The organism is Actinomadura roseirufa (assembly GCF_900659635.1).
GTDB lineage: Bacteria > Actinomycetota > Actinomycetes > Streptosporangiales > Streptosporangiaceae > Spirillospora > Spirillospora roseirufa.
Genome location: NZ_CAACVB010000127.1, coordinates 1 through 22,611 on the forward strand (window position 1 = coordinate 1; position 22,611 = coordinate 22,611).

The following is a 22,611-nucleotide window of genomic DNA, read 5'->3' on the forward strand; positions in this document are numbered from 1 at the left end:
TGGAGCGGCGTGCCGTGGTCCTCGGCTCCGGCCGGGACGCGCTGCTGGCCGGGCTGGACGCCGTCGCGGCCGGCGGCACGGCGCCCGGCGTGGTCCAGGGCGAGGCGGTGCTGGTCCAGGGCGAGGCGGTGCCGGACGGGCGGGTCGTCTTCGTGTTCCCCGGCCAGGGCGGCCAGTGGGAGGGCATGGCGCTGGGGCTGCTCGGCTCCTCGCCGGCCTTCGCCGCGCGGATGGCCGAGTGCTCGGCCGCCGTGGCGGAGTTCACCGGCTGGTCGCCGCTGTCCGTCCTGCGGGGCGAGGACGGCGCGCCCCCGCTGGACCGGGTGGACGTGGTGCAGCCGGTGCTGTGGGCGGTCATGGTGTCGCTGGCGGAGGTGTGGCGGGCCCACGGCGTCGAACCGGCGATGGTGGTCGGGCACAGCCAGGGCGAGATCGCGGCGGCGTGCGTGGCGGGCGCGCTGACGTTGCGCGACGCCGCGCGCGTGGTCGCGCTGCGCAGCCGCGTCCTGGCCGCGCTGGCGGGCGGCGGCGGCATGGCGTCGGTCGGGCTGCCGGCGCGGGAGGCGGAGGTACTGATCGCGCCGTGGGAGGACCGGCTGTCCATCGCCGCGGTGAACGGGTCCGGCTCGGTGGCCGTCTCCGGCGACGCCGCGGCGGTGGCCGAACTGCTCGAACGGGCCGCGCTGGTCGACGTGCGGGCCCGCCGGATCCCGGTGGACTACGCCGCGCACTCCGCGCGGGTCGAGCAGGTCCGAGACGAGATCCTCGGCCTGCTGGAGCCGGTCCGGCCCCGGTCGGCGCGCGTGCCGTTCTACTCGACGGTGGACGGCGACGTCATCGACACCTCCGCGTGCGACGCCGGGTACTGGTACCGCAACCTCCGCGAGCCCGTCCGGTTCGCCGCCGCGGTGAAGGACCTCGCCGCCGACGGCTTCACGGCGTTCGTCGAGTGCAGCCCACACCCGGTCCTCACCCTGGGCGTCCAGGAGACGTTGCACGAGGCCGGGGCCGCCGGGGTCGTGACCGGTTCGCTGCGGCGCGGCGAAGGGGGCCTCGACCGGTTCCTCCTGTCGCTCGCCGAGGCGTACACGGGCGGCGTGGCCGTCGGCTGGTCCCGGCTGCTCCCCGGCGCGTCGCCGGTGGAGCTGCCGACGTACGCGTTCCAGCACCGGCGTTTCTGGCTGGACGCCGAGGCCGGGACGGGCGATGTGGCGGACCTGGGTATCGCCGCCGGGCATCCGCTGGCGGGCGCCGCGGTGACGTTGCCGCAGTCGGGTGGCGTGGTGCTGACGGGGCGCGTGTCGCCCGGCTCGCACCCGTGGCTGGCCGACCACGCGGTCTCGGGCGAGGCGCTGCTGCCGGGGACGGCGCTGGTGGACCTGGTGATCCGCGCCGGTGACGAGGCCGGCTGCTCCCACCTGGAGGAACTGACCCTGGAGAATCCACTCCCGATCTCCGGGGCCGTCGACCTGCGCGTCCACGTGGGGGAGGCGGATGAGTCGGGCCGCCGTCCCGTCACCGTCCACGCGCGAGGGGACGACGGATGGACCCGCCACGCCGCCGGTCTCCTCGCCGATCGCGTCCCCGGCCCGGTGGACGGCCTGGAGACGTGGCCGCCTGCGGGCGCCGAGCCGGTGGACCTGAGCGGCGCCTACGAGACTCTCGCCGCCCGGGGCTACGGATACGGCCCCACCTTCCGGGGGCTCCGTGCGGCGTGGCGGCGTGGGCCGGAATGGTTCGCGGAGGTCGGGCTCCCCGAGGAGCTGGACGTCGCCGGTTACGGCGTCCACCCGGCGCTGCTCGACGCGGCCCTGCACGTGACCGGACTCGGCGGCCCGGTGGCCGGAGCCGTGGAGCTGCCGTTCGCGTTCTCGGACGTGAGCGTGTTCGCCTCGGGCGCCCGGGTCGGGCGCGTGCGCGTGCGTCCCGCGGGCGATGGCGTGGCGGTGCTGCTGGCGGACGCCGTGGGGGCGCCCGTCGCGGCGATCGGGTCGCTGGTCTCCCGCCCGGCGCGGGCGGGCGCGGCCCCCGACCGGGACCTGCTGGCCCTGGACTGGACGCCGGTGACGCCGACCGGTGACGGAGCGGACGCCGAGGTCGTGGAGCTGCGCGGAGACGACCCCCGCGCGGTCACCCTCACCGCGCTGTCGGCGGTGCGGGCGGCGCTCGCGGCCGACGACGCGCGGGTCGTGTTCGTGACGCGCGCGGGTGAGCTGGGCGGTGCCGCCGCGGCGGGGCTGGTGCGCAGCGCGCAGAGTGAGCATCCGGGCCGGTTCCGGCTCGTGGAGAGCGACGGCGGCGAGGCGTCGGAGCGGGCGCTGGACGATGTGATCGCGAGCGCGGAGCCGGTGATCTCGCTGCGCGACGGCGTCCCGCACGTCCCGTGCCTCGCCCCGGCCACCGCCGGGCTCGCCGTACCCGAGGACCGGCCGTGGCGGCTGGACGTGCGCGAGCGCGGCACGCTGGAGAACCTCGCGCTGCTCCCCACCGAGCCGCTTGAGCCGCCGGGTCCCGGCCGGGTTCGCGTCGGAGTCCGCGCGGCCGGGCTGAACTTCCGCGACGTCCTCATCGCCCTCGGCTCCTACCCGGACGGCGGCCGTATCGGCGCCGAGGCCGCGGGCGTCGTCCTGGAGGTCGGTGAGGGCGTGCGCGGCCCGCGTCCGGGCGACCGCGTCCTCGGCCTGGTGGACGGCGCGTTCGGGCCGGTCGCCGACGCCGACCCGCGGCTCCTCGCGCCGATCCCCGGAGGATGGACGTTCGCCGAGGCCGCCGCCGTCCCCGCCGCGTTCCTCACCGCCCGCTACGCGCTGCGCGACCTGGCCGCCGCGGGGCCGGGCGACCGGGTACTGGTGCACGCCGCGACCGGCGGGGTCGGCACGGCGGCGGTGCTGCTCGCCCGGCACGCCGGTGCCGAGGTCTTCGCCACCGCGTCCCCGGCCAAGTGGGACGTGCTGCGCGCGCAGGGCTTCGACGACGACCACATCGCCTCGTCCCGCACCCTGGAGTTCGAGGACCGGTTCCGCCGCGCCACCGGCGGCCGCGGCATGGACGTCGTGCTCGACTGCCTCTCCGGCGAGTTCGTGGACGCGTCGCTGCGGCTGCTGCGGCCCGGCGGCCGCTTCGTGGAGATGGGCAAGACCGACGTCCGGGACGCCGCCGAGGTGGCCGCGGCGCACCCGGGCGTCTCCTACCGCGCCTTCGACCTCGACGAGGCCGGCCCGGACCGGATCGCCGCCATGCTCACCGAGGTTCTCGCCCTCTTCGCGGAAGGCGTCCTGCACCTTCCACCGGTGGCCGCGTGGGACGTCCGACGCGCGCCGGAGGCGTTCCGGTTCCTCGCCCAGGCCCGCCATGTCGGCAAGCTCGTCCTCACCATGCCGCCCGTCTTCGACCCCTCGGGCACGGTGCTGGTCACCGGCGGGACGAGCGGGCTGGGCCGCCACGTCGCGCGGCACCTCGCCGCCGCCCACGGCGTCCGGAACCTGCTGCTGGTCGGCAGGAGAGGACCGGCCGCGCCCGGCGCGGCCGAGCTGAAGGACGACCTGGAGGCGCTCGGTGCCCGCGTCACGATCGCCGCGTGCGACGTCGCCGACCGCGGCGCCCTCGCGGCGGTGCTCGCGGCGATCCCCGCGGGCGCCCCGCTGACCGGCGTCGTGCACGCGGCGGGCGCGGTCGCCGACGCCACGGCCGGCGGCCTCACCCCCGGCCACCTCGACACCGTCTTCCGCCCGAAGGTGGACGGGGCCCGGCACCTGCACGAGCTGACCAGGGACGCGCCGCTGTCGGCGTTCGTCCTGTTCTCCTCGGCCGCGGGAGTCCTCGGCGAGCCGGGCCAGGGCGGCTACGCGGCGGCGAACTCCTTCCTGGACGCCCTCGCCGCGCGCCGCCGCGCCGCCGGCCTGCCCGCCACGTCCCTGGCCTGGGGGTTCTGGGCCGAGCGGACCGAGCTGACGGCGCGTCTCGGCGACGCCGACCTGCACCGCATGCGCCGCGCGGGCGGCGTCCCGATCGGCACCGCGCGGGGCCTGGAGCTCTTCGACGCCGGGTACGCAGCCGACCGGCCCCTCGTCGTCCCGATGCCGGTCGACTGGGCGGTGGTCCGCGCCGCGGACGCGGCGGGAACGGTACCGGGCCTGCTGCGCGCACCGGCCGCGCCGCCCGGCGTCCGCCGGCCGTCCGCCGCGTCCGGCGGCGGCGGTTCCCGCGCGACCCTCGTGGACGACCTCGTCGCGCTTCCCGAGGCGGACCGGCTGCCGCGGCTGGCCGACCGGATCCGGGAGCACGTCGCCGTCGTCCTGGGCCATGCCGGGTCCGCGGCGGTCGACGACGAGCGGGCGCTGCGGGACCTCGGTTTCGACTCCCTCACCGCCGTCGAGCTGCGCAACAGGCTCGCCCGCGACACGGCCCTGCGGCTTCCCGCCACCCTGGCCTTCGACCATCCGTCGATCGGCGCCATCGCCCGCTTCCTGCTGGCGGAGATCCGCGCGAAGCACCTCCCGGAGGATCTCCCGGAGGATCTCCCGGAGGCGTCGGTCATCGGTGCGCTCGACCGCGTCGAGGCGACCCTCGCCGGGCTCGCCGCCGGCGCGGGCGCCCGCGGCGAGATCGTCACGCGGCTGCGGACGCTGCTGGCCGCCTACGACGTCCCCGCCGAGGCGGCGCCGGACACCGACCTCGGCTCGGCGACGGCGGAGGAGCTCTTCGACTTCTTCGACCGGGGGCTGCCAACATGACCGGCGACCGGAAGTACCTCGACTACCTGCGCCGGGCCGCGACCGACCTCCGGCGGGCCCAGGAGCGGATCTCGGAGCTGGAGTCCCGCGACCGCGAGCCCGTCGCCGTGATCGGCATGGCCTGCCGGTTCCCCGGCGGGATCGCCTCGCCCGCCGCGCTGTGGGCGGCCGTGGCCGCCGGCCGCGAGACCGTCGGTGACTTCCCCACGGATCGCGGCTGGGACCTCGGCGCCCTGTTCGACCCGGACCCCGACCGATCTGGCCGGACGTATGTGACGCGGGGCGGGTTCCTCGACGATCCGGGAGGTTTCGATGCGGGCTTCTTCGGGATCTCGCCGCGCGAGGCGCTCGCGATGGACCCGCAGCAGCGCCAGGCGCTGGAAGTCTCCTGGGAAGCCGTCGAGTCCGCCGGAATCGACCCGTCCGCCCTGCGCGGCGAGCGCGCCGGCGTCTACATCGGCGCCCTCAACAGCACGTACGTCTCCGGCCATTTCGCCTTCCCTCCCGAACTGGAGGGTCACCTCGGCACCGGACGCGAGGGCAGCATCATCTCCGGCCGGGTGGCCTACCACCTGGGGCTGGAGGGCCCGGCGGTGACGGTGGACACCGCCTGCTCGTCCTCTCTCGTCGCTCTGCATCTGGCCGCCGGGGCGCTCCGCGCCGGAGAGGTGACGCTGGCCCTGGCGGGCGGCGTCACCGTGATGTCCACACCCGACTCGTTCGTGGAGTTCTCGCGGCAGCGGGCCCTGGCGGTCGATGGGCGGTGCAAGGCGTTCGCGTCCGGAGCCGACGGCGCCGTCTGGTCGGAGGGCGTCGGCGTGCTGGTGTTGGAGCGTCTGTCGGATGCCGAGCGCAATGGCCGTCGGGTGCTGGCGGTGGTGCGTGGTTCGGCGGTGAATCAGGATGGTGCGTCGAATGGGTTGACGGCGCCGAATGGCCCGTCTCAGCAGCGGGTGATCCGTGCCGCTTTGGCGAGTGCGGGGCTGGGTTCGTCCGACGTGGATGTGGTGGAGGCGCACGGGACGGGGACACCGCTGGGCGATCCGATCGAGGCACAGGCGTTGCTCGCCACCTATGGGCAGGGGCGGGCGCCGGGCCGCTCCCTGCTCCTCGGCTCGGTCAAGTCGAACATCGGCCATGCCCAGGCGGCGGCCGGGATGGCCGGGATCATCAAGATGGTCCAGGCGATGCGCCACGGCGTCGTCCCCGCGACGCTGCACCTGGACGAGCCGACCCGGCAGATCGACTGGTCGTCCGGCGCGGTCGAACTCGTGACCGAGGCCGTTCCGTGGCCGGACACGGATCGTCCCCGCCGGGCGGGCGTGTCGTCGTTCGGCATGTCCGGGACGAACGCCCACGTCATCGTGGAGGCCGCCCCCAAGGCCGCCGGTGGCGAGCGCGTCTCCCGCGCGGTGCCGTGGGTGGTGGCCGGGAAGTCACCGGAGGCGGTGCGGGCCCAAGCCGTCCGCCTGGATTCGGTGGCCGACGCATCGCCGGTGGATGTGGGCTGGTCACTGGCGAGTTCACGCACACAGTTCGAATACCGGGGTGTGGTGGTCGATGGCGGTGTGGTCCCGCGTCGGGTGAATTCCGGTGGGCGGCTGGCGTTCATGTTCACCGGCCAGGGCTCCCAGCGCGCCGGAATGGGCGGGGAGTTGTACGCGGCCTATCCAGAAGCGTTCGAAGCCGTCGGCCGTGTTGGGGCCGGCGACTTGGAACGGACGGATGTGGCGCAGCCCGCGTTGTTCGCGCTTGAGGTCGCGTTGTTCCGGTTGTTCGAGTCGTGGGGTGTGCGCCCGGACTTCTTGGTGGGTCATTCGGTCGGTGAAGTCGCGGCTGCGCATGTGGCCGGGGTCTTGTCTTTGGAGGACGCGGTTCGTCTGGTGGAGGCGCGTGGTCGGTTGATGCAGGCGCTTCCGGCGGGGGGCGTGATGGTGGCGATTCAGGCGGCGGAGGCGGAGGTCGTGCCGTTGTTGTCGGGATCGGTGAGTCTCGCGGCGGTCAACGGCCCACGCTCGGTGGTGGTATCGGGCGCCGAGGCCGAGGTCATGGAGGTCGCGGCGCGGTTTGAGAAAACGCGGCGGCTGAAGGTGTCGCACGCGTTCCATTCGCCGTTGATGGATCCGATGCTGGAGGAGTTCCGGCAGGTGGTCGCCGGGTTGTCGTTCGCGCAGCCGCAGATCCCGATCGTGTCGACCGCCGGAGGAGATCTCACTCATCCTGAGTATTGGGTGGAGCAGGTGAGGCGTCCGGTCCGGTTCGCCGACGCCATCACCACACTCGGAGAGGCCGGGGTGTCCACCTTCTTGGAACTCGGCCCCGACGCCGTTCTGTCCACCTTCGGCGACTCCGACGATTTCGTTCCGACACTGCGGCGTGACCGTCCAGAGGACGTCGCCGTCGCCACCGCCTTGGGAGAACTGCACGCCAGGGGCGTCAGCGTCGACTGGCCTGCCTTCTATGAGGGCACCGGCGCGCAACTCACCGCCCTGCCGACTTACCCCTTCCAGCATGAGCGCCATTGGCCGCGCCGTGCTTCGCTCCTCAAAGCTCCTATCGCGGTGCCGGACGGCCTGCTCATCACCAGGACGATCGATCTTGCCTCGTACCCGTGGCTGGCGGACCACGTCATCAACGGGGCGACGGTGGTCCCGGGCGCCCTCTTCGTCATTCTTCTTTTGGAAGCCGCCGCTCATGTCGGCTACGGCCGGCTGGAGGAGGTCAATCTCCAGTCCCCGATGGTCCTCACGGCCACCGACTCGCCGCCGCTCCGCGTCGTCGTCGCGGACCCCGATGACACGGGGCGCCGTACCGTGTCCGTCCATTCCCAAGGTGGAGACGAGACCTGGACGACCCACTGCACGGGTGTTCTGGCATCGGAGGCGCTCACACCTCGTTTCTCCTTCGAGGCGTGGCCGCCCCCGGACGCCGAGCCCGTCCCGCTGACCGGCTTCTACGACGATTTCGCGAGGATCGGGCTGGAGTACGGCCCGGCGTTTCGCGGCCTCCGGGCGGCTTGGCGGGCCGGTGACGTCCTGTACGGCGAGGTCGCCTGCCCGGTCGACCTCGACCTGGAGGAGTTCGCCCTCCATCCGGCGTTGCTGGACGCGGCGCTCCAGGCCGATTTCGCCCTCCGCTCGCAGGGCTCAGCTGAGATGTTGTTCACCCTCACCGAGGTCTCCCTCCACAAAAAGCGCCCTTCAGCCCTGCGGATTCGGATCTCACTTGAAGAGGACGGGGCGCGGCTCGACGTCGCGGACGCCTCGGGGAATCCCGTGGCCACCGTCTCCTCCTACTCGTCCCGTCCGGCGGCGGGCGCCCTGTCCGACGCGCGGCTCCTCAAGGTCGAGTGGGTCGCGGCGGAGGCGGCGAGCGGAGAACCACAGGACGTGGTGATCGCCTCGTTCATCGGGAACGGCGACGACGATCCGGTGGCCGAGGCCCACCGCCTCACGCGCGACGCGCTGACCAGGCTCAGGGAATGGCCCGCCGACGCGGACTCGACCCTGGTGGTGCTGACGCGGGGCCTGGCCGGCGCGGCGGTGGCCGGACTCGTCCGGTCGGCGCAGGCCGAGAATCCCGGCAGGTTCAGGCTCATCGACGTCGGTGACGGCGCGTGGCACGAGGTGCTTCCGGCCGCGCTGGCGGTCGGCGAACCGGAGCTGAGGATCGTGGACGGCCGCGTCCTCGCACCGCGCCTGACCCGCGTCCCCGAACCGGGCCCGCCCGGTGCCGGTCCCTGGACGGCGGGCACCGTGCTGATCACCGGTGGGACCGGAGATCTCGGCGCGGCGGTCGCGCGGCACCTCGTCCGGGCGCACGGAGCCGGTCATCTGGTCCTGGCGAGCAGGCGGGGACCGGACGCCCCCGGAGCCGCAGACCTGCGCGCCGAGCTGGGGGCGGCCGTCGAGATCGTGCGCTGTGACGTGACCGACCGGGCGGCCCTCGCCCGGCTCCTCGCCGCGACGCCGGTGACCGCCGTCGTGCACGCGGCCGGAGTCGTCGACGACGGAGTCGTGGAGTCGATGACCGGCGAGCGTCTGGACGCCGTCCTCGCCCCGAAGGTGGACGCCGCCTGGCACCTGCACGAGCTGACCCGGGATCGGGAGCTCACCGCGTTCGTGCTGTTCTCCTCGGCCGCCGGGACGTTCGGCGGCCCCGGGCAGGGCGGCTACGCGGCGGCGAACTCCTTCCTCGACGCGCTGGCACGCCACCGGGCGGAGCGCGGCCTGCCCGCACTGTCGCTGGCCTGGGGGCCATGGGAGGCCGGGATGGCGGGGCGGCTGAAGGAGGCCGACCTGCGCAGGCTCGATACCTCCGGTACCCCGGCGCTGCCCGTCCCGCAGGGCCTGGCCCTGTTCGACGCGGCCGGGGCCGTGCGCGGGGAGCCCGCGCTGGTCGCGACGCGGCTCGTGCCCCGGGACCTGCGCCGGCGCGGCGACGTCCCGCCTCTGCTCCGCTCGCTCGTGCCTCCCACCGGGGGAGGGGCGGCGGAGACCGGCGGCGCCTCCCTGGAAGACCGGCTTCGGGGGCTTGACCCGCGGGAACGGCACGAACGACTCCAGGAGATCGTCCGGGCGGAGGCGGCGGCGGTCCTCGGACTCCCCGGGCCGTCCGCGGTCGAACCGGACCACGCCTTCAAAGAGATCGGCTTCGACTCCCTGACCTCGGTGGAGCTCCGCAACCGGCTCGGCGCGCTGAGCGGTCTCCGCCTCCCGGCGACGCTGGCCTTCGACCACCCCAGCCCGGCGCTCCTGGCCGGGTTCCTGGCGGCCGAGACGTCCGGCGCCGGCCCGGCGGCGGGATCGCCGGCGGCGCTGCTGGCCGAGCTCGACCGGCTGTCGGCCGCCCTTGCCGCCGTCCCGCTGGACGAGGCCGAGCGCGCCCAGATCGCCGGGCGGCTCCAGATCCTCTCCGGCGCCGTCGCGGATCCCGGCCCGGACCGTCCCGACGACGTCGAAGAGAAGATCATCGCCGCGTCGGACGAGGAGATCTTCGGGCTCATCGACAACGACCTCGGTTCCCGCTGACCGCGTGAGGAGGCGCCGTCCGTGAACGCGACGGAACAGAAGCTCCGCGACTACCTCAAACGGGTGACGCTCGACCTGCACCGGACGCGCCGTCGGCTCGAAGAGGCCGAGGGCCAGGGCTCCGAGCCGCTGGCGATCGTGGGGATGGCCTGCCGTTACCCCGGCGGGATCCGCACGCCCGACGATCTGTGGGCCGTCGTCGAGGCCGGGCGTGACGCGGTCACGCCCTTCCCCCGAGACCGCGGCTGGGACCTGGACGGGCTCTACCACCCGGACCCCGGCCACCCGGGCACGACCTACACGAGGCGGGGCGGCTTCCTGGCGGACGCCGCCGACTTCGATGCCGCGTTCTTCCGGATCAGCCCGCGGGAGGCGCTCACGATCGACCCGCAGCAGCGCCTGCTGCTGGAGTCCTCCTGGGAGGCACTGGAGCACGCCGGTATCGACCCGGCGGCCCTGCGGGGAAGCCGGACCGGCGTCTACGCGGGTGTGGTCAACGGCGACTATGGCGCGCGTCTGCTCAGCGTCCCCGGCCGTGGCTTCGGCGCCGCCCCCGGCGGCCTGGAAGAGTTCGAGGGATACCTCGGCAGCGGCAGCAGCGGCAGCCTCGCCTCCGGCCGGGTGGCCTACCACCTGGGCTTGGAGGGCCCGGCGGTGACGGTGGACACCGCCTGCTCGTCCTCCCTCGTCGCCCTGCACCTGGCGATGCAGGCGCTCCGATCGGGGGAGTGCGCTCTCGCGCTGGCCGGTGGAGTGACCGTGATGACGTCGCCCGAGATGTTCATCTCCTTCGCGCGCCAGCGCGGCCTCGCGCCGGACGGCCGCTGCAAGCCCTTCGCGGCGGCCGCGGACGGGACGGGCTGGTCGGAGGGCATCGGACTGCTGGTTCTTGAGCGTTTGCCGGATGCGGAGCGCAACGGCCATCGGGTGCTGGCGGTAGTGCGCGGGTCGGCGGTGAATCAGGACGGTGCGTCCAACGGGCTGACGGCGCCGAATGGTCCGTCTCAGCAGCGGGTGATCCGTGCCGCTCTAGCGGGTGCGGGGCTGGCTTCGTCCGACGTGGACGTGGTGGAGGCGCACGGGACGGGGACGCCGCTGGGTGACCCGATTGAGGCGCAGGCGTTGCTGGCGACGTATGGGCAGGGCCGTGAGGCCGTCCGTCCGTTGCTGCTGGGGTCGGTGAAGTCGAACTTCGGTCATTCGCAGGCGGCGGCGGGGGTGGCCGGGGTCATCAAGATGGTGCAGGCGATGCGCCATGGGGTCGTCCCGGCGACCTTGCATGTGGACGAGCCGTCCCCGCATGTCGACTGGTCGTCGGGTGCGGTGGAATTGGCGACTGAGGCCGTTCCGTGGCTGGAGGTGGATCGCCCGCGTCGGGCGGGTGTGTCGTCGTTCGGTATCTCCGGGACGAACGCCCACGTCATCGTGGAATCGGTCCCGGCACCCACGATTGGTGAACGCTCGTCGCGTCCGGTGCCGTGGGTGGTGTCGGGCAGAACCCCGGAGGCTGTGAGAGAGCAGGCGGCCCGGTTGGTTTCGGTGGCCGATGCGCCCTCGGTCGACGTGGGTTGGTCGCTGGTGAAGTCGCGGTCGCAGTTCGATCACCGGGGTGTGGTGATCGACGGGTCGGTGACGCCTCGGCGGGTGTCGTCCGGTGAATTGGCGTTCATGTTCACCGGCCAGGGCTCCCAGCGCGCCGGGATGGGTGGGGATTTGTACGCGGCCTATCCGGAGGCATTCGAGGCGGTCGGCCGTGTTCCGGATGGGGATCTGGAGCGGACGGATGTGGCGCAGCCCGCGTTGTTCGCTCTTGAAGTGGCGTTGTTCCGGTTGTTCGGGTCGTGGGGTGTCCGGCCGGATTTCCTGGTGGGTCATTCGGTGGGCGAGATCGCGGCTGCGCATGTGGCGGGTGTGCTCGGCCTGGAGGATGCGGTTCGTTTGGTGGAGGCGCGTGGTCGGTTGATGCAGGCGCTTCCGGTGGGTGGCGTGATGGTGGCGATTCAGGCGGCGGAGGCGGAGGTCGTGCCGTTGTTGTCGGGATCGGTGAGTCTCGCGGCGGTCAACGGTCCACGCTCGGTGGTGATCTCTGGTGCCGAAGCCGAGGTCATGGAGATCGCGAAACGGTTCGAGAAAACGCGGCGGCTGAAGGTGTCGCACGCGTTCCATTCGCCGTTGATGGATCCGATGCTGGAGGAGTTCCGGCAGGTGGTCGCCGGGTTGTCGTTCGCGCAGCCGCAGATCCCGATCGTGTCGACCGCCGGAGGAGATCTCACTCATCCTGAGTATTGGGTGGAGCAGGTGAGGCGTCCGGTCCGGTTCGCCGACGCCATCACCACACTCCGCGACTCAGGAGTGTCCACGTTCCTGGAGCTCGGCCCCGACGCCGTTCTTTCTACCTTCGGCGATTCCGACGATTTCGTCCCGACGCTGCGGCGTGACCGTCCAGAGGAGGCCGCCGTAGCCACCGCCTTGGGTGAGCTTCACGCGAGGGGCGTCGCTGTCGACTGGCCCGCCTTCTATGAGGGCACGGGCGCGCAGCTCACCGACCTGCCCACCTACGCGTTCCAACGGCAGCGCTACTGGCTCGACATTCCGGCGGTCGCAGAGGGAGTGACCTCCACCGCGCACCCGTTCCTGGGCGCGGCGGTGTCGCTGCCCGACGGGTGGGCTTTCACAGGACGGATCGGCCTCGATGCCCACCCCTGGCTTGCCGATCACACCGTTGAGGGCAGAGTGCTCATGCCCGGTGCGGCCTTTCTGGACCTCGCCTTGCATGCGGCTGACATCGCCGCGTGCGATGTCGTGGAGGAATTGACGCTCCAGACCCCAATGGTGGTGCCGGTCAATGGCACGCTTGAGCTCCGGGTCGTCCTCTCTGGGGTGGACGAGACGAATCACGCCACCGTCACCATCTCTTCCGCACCGTCGGCCGATGGGCCCTGGACCGTCCATGCCAAGGGAACCGTCAGGACGGACGGGCCGGAGCCCGAATTCGACTTGGGGGTCTGGCCTCCCCCAGGGGCCGAGCAGATCTCGGTGTCGACTCTCTATGACGACCTCGCCACAACCGGTCTCGTCTACGGGCCCTCGTTCCAAGGTGTACGGGCCGCCTGGCGTGATGCGCGGGCCGTCTACGCCGAGGTCTCGCTTTCAGAAGAGGCCGCCCCGGGCGGTTACGGGATCCACCCGGCCCTGCTGGACGCGGCATTCCACGCCGGTGCCCTTCGCGGGCCGCGCCCAGAGGACACCGAGCTTCCTTTCGCCTTCACCGGCGCGTCCCTTCACGCGACGGGTGCCACCGCACTCCGTGTGCGGATCTCCGGTGCCTCGATCGCGCTCGCGGACGCGTCGGGGCGGCCGGTGGCGTCCATCGGGGAACTCATCTCCCGGCCCGCACCGCGAGAGCAGCACCGGCCGGTCGACTCCCTGTACCGCGTCGAATGGGTCCCGGCCACCGGCGGGGGAGAGCGGGAGGCGGCACCGGACGCGGTGGTGGCCGCGCTGCGCATCGCCTCCGACGACACGGTCCTCGCCACTCGTCAGGCCGTCCGGCAGGCGTTGGACCGGATCCGGGAGTGCCTGGCGGCCGAGTCGCGGACGGTCTTCGTGATGGACGGGGCGCGGGAACCGGTGTACGGGGCGGTGGCCGGACTGGTGCGGTCGGCGCAGGCCGAGCATCCGGGCCGGTTCGTCCTGGTCGACGCCGACGGGCCGGTGGATCTCGGTGCGGTCCTGGCCACCGGCGAGCCGGAGGTGGCGGTCCGTGACGGTGCGGTCCTCGTACCGCGCCTGGCCCGCGTCGTGCCCTCCGGCCCCGGGCGTGGCGTGCCGTGGCCCGCCGGCGGAACGGTTCTGATCACCGGGGGCACCGGCGCGCTCGGCAGCGCGGTGGCACGGCACCTGGTGACGAGTCACGGGGTGCGCCGGCTCGTCCTGGCGAGCCGCCGGGGCCGGCCCGTCCCCGACCTGACGGTCACGGGCGCCGAGGTGGCGGTGGTGTCCTGCGACGTCTCGGATCGGGAGGATCTGGCCTCGCTCCTGGCGGGCATCAAGGACCTCCGCGCGGTCGTCCACCTGGCCGGTGCGCTCGATGACGGCACGGTCGGGGCACTGACCGGCGAACGCGTCGACGCGGTGCTCGGTCCGAAGGCGGAGGCGGCCTGGTATCTGCATGAGCTGACCGCTGATCGTGATCTGTCGGCGTTCGTGATGTTCTCTTCGGCTGCCGGGGTGTTCGGGAGCGCGGGGCAGGGGAACTACGCGGCGGCCAACGCCTTCCTCGACGCCCTGGCCCGGCACCGGGTCTCGATCGGGCTTCCGGCGCACTCCCTCGCGTGGGGGCCATGGGACACCGGCATGGCGGACGCCCTGACCGGTGCCGCACGCCGCCGTCTGCGGACCTCCGGCATGCCCACGATGCCGACCGAGGACGGCCTGGCCCTTCTCGACGCGGCCATCGTCCAGGACGATCCGGTTCTCGTGCCCGCCAAACTGGACGTCGCGGTCCTCGCGGCCCGGCCGCCGGTGCCTCCCCTGCTCCGCCGGCTCGTGCGACCGGCCCGCCGTGCGGCCACCGCGACGGAACAGGCCGCCGATGGCCTCTCGCAGCGGATCGCGGGGCTGACCCGGACGGAACGCCGCACGTTCCTCCTCGGGATCGTCTGCACTGAGATCGCCTCCGTTCTCGGCTTCGCCGGGCCCGAGGACGTCGCGCCGGAACGGGCGTTCAACGAGATCGGTTTCGACTCCCTGACGAGTCTGGAACTCCGCAACCGCCTGAACGCCGCGACTGCGTTGCGCCTGCCCGCCACGCTCCTGTTCGACCACCCCACACCCATCGCCCTGGCCGACCACCTTCACGGCGAGGTGCTCGGCGCCGCCCCGGCCGCACCGGCCCGGACGGCCGCCGTCACCTCCGGCGACCCGATCGCGATCGTGGGGATGGGGTGCCGTTTCCCGGGCGGCGTGACATCTCCGGACAGCCTGTGGGACCTGGTCCGTCACGGCGGCGACGGCATCGGAGACTTCCCCTCGGACCGGGGCTGGGACCTCGAAGCGCTCTATCACCCCGACCCGGATCACCATGGGACCTCCTACACGCGCAAAGGCGGTTTCCTCCACGAGGCGGCGGCGTTCGATGCCGCGTTCTTCGGGATATCGCCCCGTGAGGCGGTGGCGATGGATCCGCAGCATCGACTGTTGCTGGAGGTCGCCTGGGAGGCGGTGGAATCGGCGGGCATCGACCCCATCACCCTGCGCGGCAGCCGCACCGGTGTCTTCGCCGGGGTGATGTACCACGACTACAGCGAGACGGACGAGGGCTTCGCCGGTGTGGGCGGGAGTGTCGCATCTGGTCGGGTGGCTTATCACCTGGGGTTGGAAGGGCCGGCGGTGACGGTCGACACGGCGTGCTCTTCTTCCCTGGTCGCCTTGCATTGGGCTGCGGCGGCGCTTCGTTCAGGGGAGTGTTCGCTGGCGTTGGCGGGCGGGGTCACGGTGATGGCGACGCCTGGGACGTTCGTCGGCTTCTCGCGTCAGCGGGGTCTGGCCGTGGATGGGCGGTGCAAGTCGTTCGCGGCGGCTGCGGATGGGACGGGCTGGTCGGAGGGCGTCGGGCTGCTGGTTCTTGAGCGTCTGTCGGATGCGGAGCGCAATGGCCATCGGGTGCTGGCGGTGGTGCGTGGTTCGGCGGTGAATCAGGACGGTGCGTCGAACGGGTTGACGGCGCCGAATGGCCCGTCTCAGCAGCGGGTGATCCGTGCTGCTTTGGCGGGTGCGGGGCTGGCTTCGTCCGATGTGGACGTGGTGGAGGCGCACGGGACGGGCACGGCGCTGGGCGATCCGATTGAGGCGCAGGCGTTGCTGGCGACGTATGGGCAGGGTCGTGAGGCCGTCCGTCCGTTGTTGCTGGGGTCGGTGAAGTCGAACCTGGGGCATACTCAGGCCGCCGCTGGAGCCGCCGGAATCATCAAGATGGTCCAGGCGATGCGCCATGGGATCGTCCCGGCGACGCTGCACGTGGACGAGCCGTCCCCGCATGTCGACTGGTCGTCGGGTGCGGTGGAGTTGGCAACTGAGGCCGTTCCGTGGCCGGAGGTGGATCGTCCGCGTCGGGCGGGTGTGTCGTCGTTCGGTATTTCCGGGACGAACGCCCACGTCATCGTGGAGTCGGTATCCGTCGCGCCGGTCGGCGAGCGGGTTTCACGCCCGGTGCCATGGGTGGTGTCGGGGAGGTCACCGGAGGCGGTGCGGGCCCAGGCCGACCGATTGGGGTCGGTCACCGATGCGTCCGCGGTGGATGTGGGCTGGTCGTTGGTGTCGTCGCGGGCGCAGTTCGATTACCGGGGTGTGGTGGTCAACGGCTCGGTGACGCCTCGGCGGGTGCGTGCCGGTGGGTTGGCGTTCATGTTCACGGGTCAAGGCGCCCAACGCGTGGGGATGGGACGCGAACTTCATGCGGCCTATCCGGAGGCGTTCGAGGCGGTCGGCCGTGTTCCGGATGGGGATCTGGAGCGGACGGATGTGGCGCAGCCCGCGTTGTTCGCGCTTGAGGTCGCGTTGTTCCGGTTGTTCGAGTCGTGGGGTGTCCGGCCGGACTTCTTGGTGGGTCATTCGGTGGGCGAGGTCGCGGCTGCGCACGTGGCCGGGGTCTTGTCTTTGGAGGACGCGGTTCGTCTGGTGGAGGCGCGCGGTCGGTTGATGCAGGCGCTTCCGGCGGGTGGCGTGATGGTGGCGATTCAGGCTGCGGAGACGGACGTCGTTCCGTTGTTGACCGGTCTGGTGTCCATCGCGGCGGTCAATGGTCCGCGCTCGGTGGTGATCTCTGGTGCCGAAGCTGAGGTCATGGAGGTCGCGGCGCGGTTCGAGAAAACGCGGCGGCTCAGGGTGTCTCACGCGTTCCATTCGCCGTTGATGGATCCGATTCTTGAGGAGTTCCGGCAGGTGGTCGCCGGGTTGTCGTTCGCGCAGCCGCAGATCCCGATCGTGTCGACCGCCGGAGGAGATCTCACTCATCCTGAGTATTGGGTGGAGCAGGTGAGGCGTCCGGTCCGCTTCACCGACGCCATAGCCACACTTCGAGAGGCTGGGGTTTCGACCTTCATGGAACTCGGCCCCGACGCCGTTCTGTCCACCTTCGGCGACTCCGACGATTTCGTTCCGACACTGCGGCGTGACCGTCCAGAGGACGTCGCCGTCGCCACCGCCTTGGGTGAGCTTCACACAAGGGGCGTCGCGGTCGATTGGCCTGCCTTCTATGAGGGCACCGGCGCTCAACTCACTGACCTGCCCACCTACCCCTTCGAGCATCGGCGTTACTGGTCGCACCGTCCGTCGCTCCTGGACGACCTCGTGGAACTGCCGGACGGCCTGCTCGTCACCGGGAGGATCGATCTCGCCTCGTGCCCATGGCTGGCCGATCACGTGGTCGAGGGGACCGTGGTCGTCCCAGGGGCACTCTTCGTCGACCTTCTGCTTCAAGGGGAGCACGACCGGATCGACGAGCTCGACCTCCAGGCCCCGATGGTCCTCGCGGCAGGGGAATCACGTCCGCTCCGCATCGCCGTCACCCACACGGACGACACGGCCCGCAGCACCGCGACTCTGCACTCGCAAGGCGCGGACGGCGCGTGGACGACCCACGCTACGGCCGTGCTGAACGGAGGCGAGCCACCGGTGGGCCTCGTCCAGGATCAGTGGCCACCGGCGACGGCCGAACAGGTGCCGGTGGACTCGCTCTACGATCGGCTGGCCGCGATCGGCCTGGAGTACGGTCCGGCCTTCCAAGGGGTCCGCGCGGCCTGGCGGGACGGGGACGTGGTCTACACGCACGTCGTGTTGCCAGAGGGCGTCGATCCCGCAGGGTTCGGCCTGCATCCGATTCTTCTGGACGCGGCCTTCCACGGCGGGATCCTGCGCGGCTCCCCAGAGGACGGCCCCGAACTGCCATTCAGTCTCACTGGGATCGCGATCTTCGCGGTGGAGGCCACCGAACTGCGCGTGAGGATCGGCCCGAGCGGTGAGGGGATGCGGCTGGACGCGGCGGACGCGCACGGGCGGCCGGTCGCGGTGATCGAGACCGTCCGGACGCGTCCGGCGCGAAGTGAGCGGACTCCCGGCGGGGGATCCCTGTTCCGCGTGGATTGGAGACCCGCCGAACCGCGCACCGAGGTCTCCCGGTTCACCGTCGCATCCTTCGAACCGGGCGAGGGCGACACGGTGACCACCGCACGCGACCTCGCGCACAGGACCTTGGCGGCGATTCAGGAGCGGCTCGCGGACGCGGAGGACGATGCGCCGCTCGTGTTCGTCACCAGAGCGGACGCGGGCCCCGCGCAGGCGGTGGTCTCCGGCCTGGTCCGCTCGGCGCAGGCCGAGCATCCGGGCCGGTTCGTCCTGGTGGACGCGGACGGGCCCGTCGATCCGCCCCGGGCGCTGGCGATGGGCGAACCGGAGGTGGCGGTCCGGGGCGGCGAGATCCTCGTCCCGCGGCTGGTCCGCGCCGAGGTCACCGGCGGGACGTGGGCGGCCGGCGGCACCGTGCTGGTCACGGGCGGGACGGGCGGCCTGGGTGCGGCCGTGGCACGGCATCTCGCCGCCGGGCCGGGCGCCCGGCGCCTGGTGCTGCTCGGTCGGCGGGGCCCGGACGCGCCCGGTGCCGCCGAACTCCGCGCGGAGCTGGCGGGCCTCGGCGCCGAGGTGTCCATCGTGGCCTGCGACGTCACCGACCGGGGCCGACTGGCCGAGGCGGTCGCCGAGACCGAGGACCTGCGCGCGGTCGTGCACCTGGCGGGCGTCCTCGACGACGGGACGGTGGAGACGCTGACGGCCGGGCGGCTCGACGCGGTGTTCGGTCCGAAGGCGGAGGCGGCCTGGTATCTGCATGAGCTGACCGCTGATCGTGATCTGTCGGCGTTCGTGATGTTCTCTTCGGCTGCCGGGGTGTTCGGGAGCGCGGGGCAGGGGAACTACGCGGCGGCCAACGCCTTCCTCGACGCCCTGGCCCGCCACCGCGTCGCGTCCGGCCTCCCCGGGCTCTCGCTCGCCTGGGGCCTGTGGGCCGACGGCATGGGCGGGCGCCTGGACGAGGCTGACCTCCGCCGTCTCCGGTCGTCCGGTATCAAACCGCTCTCCACATCGCGGGCACTGGCGATGCTCGACGCGGCCATGTCCGGCTCGGAACCTCACCTGGTACCGGTCGCCTTGGACTCCGGTGCCATCGCGGAAAGGCAGGAGATCCCGCATCTACTGCGCGTCCTGATACGACCCAAGCGGCGGGCAGCCCGTGCCGGCCGCGCCGGGACGGGCTCCCTGAGGACGAGGCTCGTGGAGGCGGCCCCGGCGGAACGGGACGCCCTCCTGCTGGAGATCGTCCGAGAGCGGGTCGCCGCCGTCCTCGGATTCCCCGGACCCGAGGCGGTCGTGGCGGACCAGCCGTTCGGCGAGCTCGGGTTCGACTCGCTGACCGGGGTCGAACTTCGCAATGAGTTGGGCGCCCTCACCGGCCTTCGCCTTCCCGCCACGCTCGTGTTCGATTACCCCAACCCCGCCGCGCTGGCCTCCCATCTGGGCATCCGCCTCGCTCCGGACGCCCCCGCCGCACGGGCCCCCGGCCCACGGGAGGACGACATCGACACCATGGCCATCGAGGACCTGATCCAGATGGCAGCCACGTTCACCGACCGCTGAGCAGGCCACGATGAATGCCTCGAACGACCGTCTCGCCGCCGCCCTCCGCGCCTCGCTCAAGGAGGTGGCGCGGCTGCGCGAGCTCACCGAACCCGGCCCGGTGGCGATCGTGGGCATGGGATGCCGCTTCCCCGGAGGCGTGTCCTCGCCGGACGACCTGTGGGACCTGCTCGTCACCGGCGGTGACGCGATCGGCGCCTTTCCGGCCGACCGGGGATGGGACGCCACGCGGCTCTACGACCCGGACCCGGACCACCCCGGCACGACCCACGTCGTCCAGGGCGGATTCCTCGACGGCGCGGACGAGTTCGATGCCGCGTTCTTCGGGATCTCGCCGCGTGAGGCGGTGGCGATGGATCCGCAGCATCGACTGTTGCTGGAGGTCGCCTGGGAGGCGGTGGAATCGGCGGGCATCGACCCCATCGCCCTGCGCGGCAGCGGCACCGGTGTCTTCGCCGGGCTCATGTACCAGGACTACGGCGACGTCATCGACGGTTCGGCCGAGGCGGGCGAACTGGAAGGTTTCGTCGGTGTGGGCGGGAGTATCGCGTCGGGCCGGGTGGCATATCACCTCGGCCTGGAAGGACCGGCGGTGACGGTCGACACGGCGTGCTCGTCCTCGCTGGTCGCCGTGCATCTCGCGGCCCAGGCGCTTCGATCCGGGGAGTGTTCGCTGGCGTTGGCGGGCGGGGTCACGGTGATGGCGACGCCTGGGACGTTCGTCGGCTTTTCGCGTCAGCGGGGTCTGGCTGCGGATGGGCGGTGCAAGTCGTTCGCGGCGGCTGCGGATGGGACGGGCTGGTCGGAGGGCGTCGGGCTGTTGCTGTTGGAGCGCTTGTCGGACGCCGAGCGCAATGGGCACCGGGTGCTCGCGGTCGTGCGCGGGTCGGCGGTGAACCAGGACGGTGCCTCGTACGGTTTGACCGCTCCGAACGGCCCGTCCCAGCAGCGGGTCATCCAGAACGCTTTGGCGAACGCGGGCTTGACGGCCGCTGACGTGGACGTGGTGGAGGCGCACGGGACGGGGACGGCGCTGGGCGATCCGATCGAGGCGCAGGCGTTGCTGGCGACGTATGGGCAGGGTCGTGAGGATGGCCGTCCGTTGTTGCTGGGGTCGGTGAAGTCGAACCTGGGGCATGCTCAGGCCGCCGCCGGAGCCGCCGGAATCATCAAGATGGTCCAGGCGATGCGCCACGGGCTGGTGCCCAAGACCTTGCACGTGGACGAACCGACACCAAAGGTCGACTGGTCGTCGGGATCGGTGGAGTTGGCGACTGAGGCCGTTTCGTGGCCGGAGGTGGATCGTCCGCGTCGGGCGGGTGTGTCGTCGTTTGGTATTTCCGGGACGAACGCCCACGTCATCGTGGAGTCGGTACCCGTCGCGTCGGCTGGCGAGCGGGTTTCACGCCCGGTGCCGTGGGTGGTGTCGGGAAAGAGCCGTGACGCGGTGCGAGCCCAAGCCGCTCGGCTCCATTCGCTCGCCGATGCGTCTCCGGTGGATGTGGGCTGGTCGCTGGTGAAGTCGCGGTCGCAGTTCGATTATCGGGGTGTGGTGGTCGATGGCGGTGTGGTCCCGCGTCGGGTGATTTCCGGTGGGCGGCTGGCGTTCATGTTCACCGGGCAGGGCTCTCAGCGCGCCGGGATGGGGCGTGACCTTCATGCGGCCTATCCGGAGGCGTTCGAGGCGGTCGGCCGTGTTCCGGATGGGGATCTGGAGCGGACGGATGTGGCGCAGCCCGCGTTGTTCGCGCTTGAGGTCGCGTTGTTCCGGTTGTTCGAGTCGTGGGGTGTCCGGCCGGATTTCCTGGTGGGTCATTCGGTCGGTGAAGTCGCGGCTGCGCATGTGGCCGGTGTGCTCAGCCTGGAGGATGCGGTTCGTTTGGTGGAGGCGCGCGGTCGGTTGATGCAGGCGCTTCCGGCGGGTGGCGTGATGGTGGCGATTCAGGCGCCCGAGGCGGAGGTCGTTCCGTTGTTGACCGGTCTGGTGTCCATCGCGGCGGTCAACGGTCCACGCTCGGTGGTGATCTCTGGTGCCGAAGCCGAGGTCATGGAGATCGCGAATCGGTTTGAGAAAACGCGGCGGCTGAAGGTGTCGCACGCGTTCCATTCGCCGTTGATGGATCCGATGCTGGAGGAGTTCCGGCAGGTGGTCGCCGGGTTGTCGTTCGGTGAGCCGCAGATCCCGATCGTCTCGACCGCCGGAGGAGATCTCACTCATCCTGAGTATTGGGTGGAGCAGGTGAGGCGTCCGGTCCGGTTCGCCGATGCCATAGCCGCACTTCGAGAGGCCGGGGTTTCCACCTTCCTGGAACTCGGCCCCGACGCCATTCTCTCCACCTTCGGCGACTCCAACGATTTCGTTCCGACACTGCGGCGCGACCGTCCAGAGGACGTCGCCGTCGCGACCGCCCTGGGCGAACTGCATGCCAGGGGAGTCAGTGTCGACTGGCCCGCCTTCTATCAGGGGACCGGGGCACAACTCACGGACCTGCCCACCTACCCTTTCCAGCATCGGCGCTACTGGCCGCGTGCCCGGGAGACCGTCGACTCCTGGCGCTACCGGGTCGAGTTCAAGCCGATCCCCGTGGCCGCCGGGACGCCGACCGGACGCTGGCTGGCGGTGGCCCCGGCGGGGTGGGACGACCGGGTGCAACGCTGCCTGAACGGCTTGGGACAGGGCGGCGCTGAGGTCATCGTCCTGCCCGTCGACGCCGCCGACGCCGACCGGGCACGCCTGGCCGGGCGGATCGCCGCCGCGCTCGCGGGCCGCGCGCCGGCCGGAGTCGTCTCTCTGGCCGCGCTCTCGGCGGGGAGCCATCCCCGGCATCCGGTGCTGCCGTCGGCGTTGCCGCTGTCGGTGTCGCTCGTCCAGGCGCTGGCCGACCTCGGGCTCCAGACGCCCGTGTGGTTCGTGACCAGCGGCGCGGTGGCGGCCCGCGACGGCGAGGCCGTGCGGGACGCCCGGCAGGCCCACCTTTGGGGGTTCGGCCAGGTGGTGAGGCTGGAACGGCCCGGGAACTGGGGCGGGCTCGTCGATCTGCCCGAGCGGGTCGACGACGCGGCGGCGGCCCGGCTGGCCGGCGTCGTCGCCCGCGCGGGCGCGTGCCCCCGCCGAGAGATCGGAAGAGCGTCGTGTAGGGAAAGAGTGTAGATCTCGGTGG

Annotated in this window: 4 protein-coding genes; all 4 read left to right on the forward strand. The window is 72.2% G+C overall.

The genetic code is table 11. The annotated features are described in order from the left end of the window. The first annotated feature begins 14 nt into the window (after positions 1-14). Genes E1291_RS24550 through E1291_RS45400 form a run of 4 tightly spaced genes read left to right on the forward strand, consistent with a single transcriptional unit; the run spans position 15 to position 22,601 of the window. A complete protein-coding gene (locus E1291_RS24550; RefSeq protein WP_207400915.1) occupies positions 15-4,733 on the forward strand; it encodes an SDR family NAD(P)-dependent oxidoreductase in 4,719 nt (1,572 codons plus the stop codon). After that, positions 4,730-9,763, forward strand: a complete 5,034-nt coding sequence (locus tag E1291_RS24555) for a type I polyketide synthase (RefSeq protein ID WP_131740341.1) — start codon at positions 4,730-4,732, stop codon at positions 9,761-9,763. Before E1291_RS24550 ends, E1291_RS24555 begins: the two co-directional genes overlap by 4 nt. Positions 9,764-9,784: 21 nt before the next feature. After that, entirely contained in the window at positions 9,785-19,450 is a 9,666-nt protein-coding gene (locus tag E1291_RS24560) for an SDR family NAD(P)-dependent oxidoreductase (RefSeq protein WP_131740342.1), read from the forward strand. A 10-nt stretch (positions 19,451-19,460) separates the two neighbouring features. Then, positions 19,461-22,601 carry a type I polyketide synthase gene (locus E1291_RS45400; RefSeq protein WP_131740343.1) on the forward strand — a complete coding sequence of 1,047 codons (3,141 nt, stop codon included), beginning with the start codon at positions 19,461-19,463 and terminating at the stop codon, positions 22,599-22,601. Positions 22,602-22,611 lie beyond the last annotated feature (10 nt).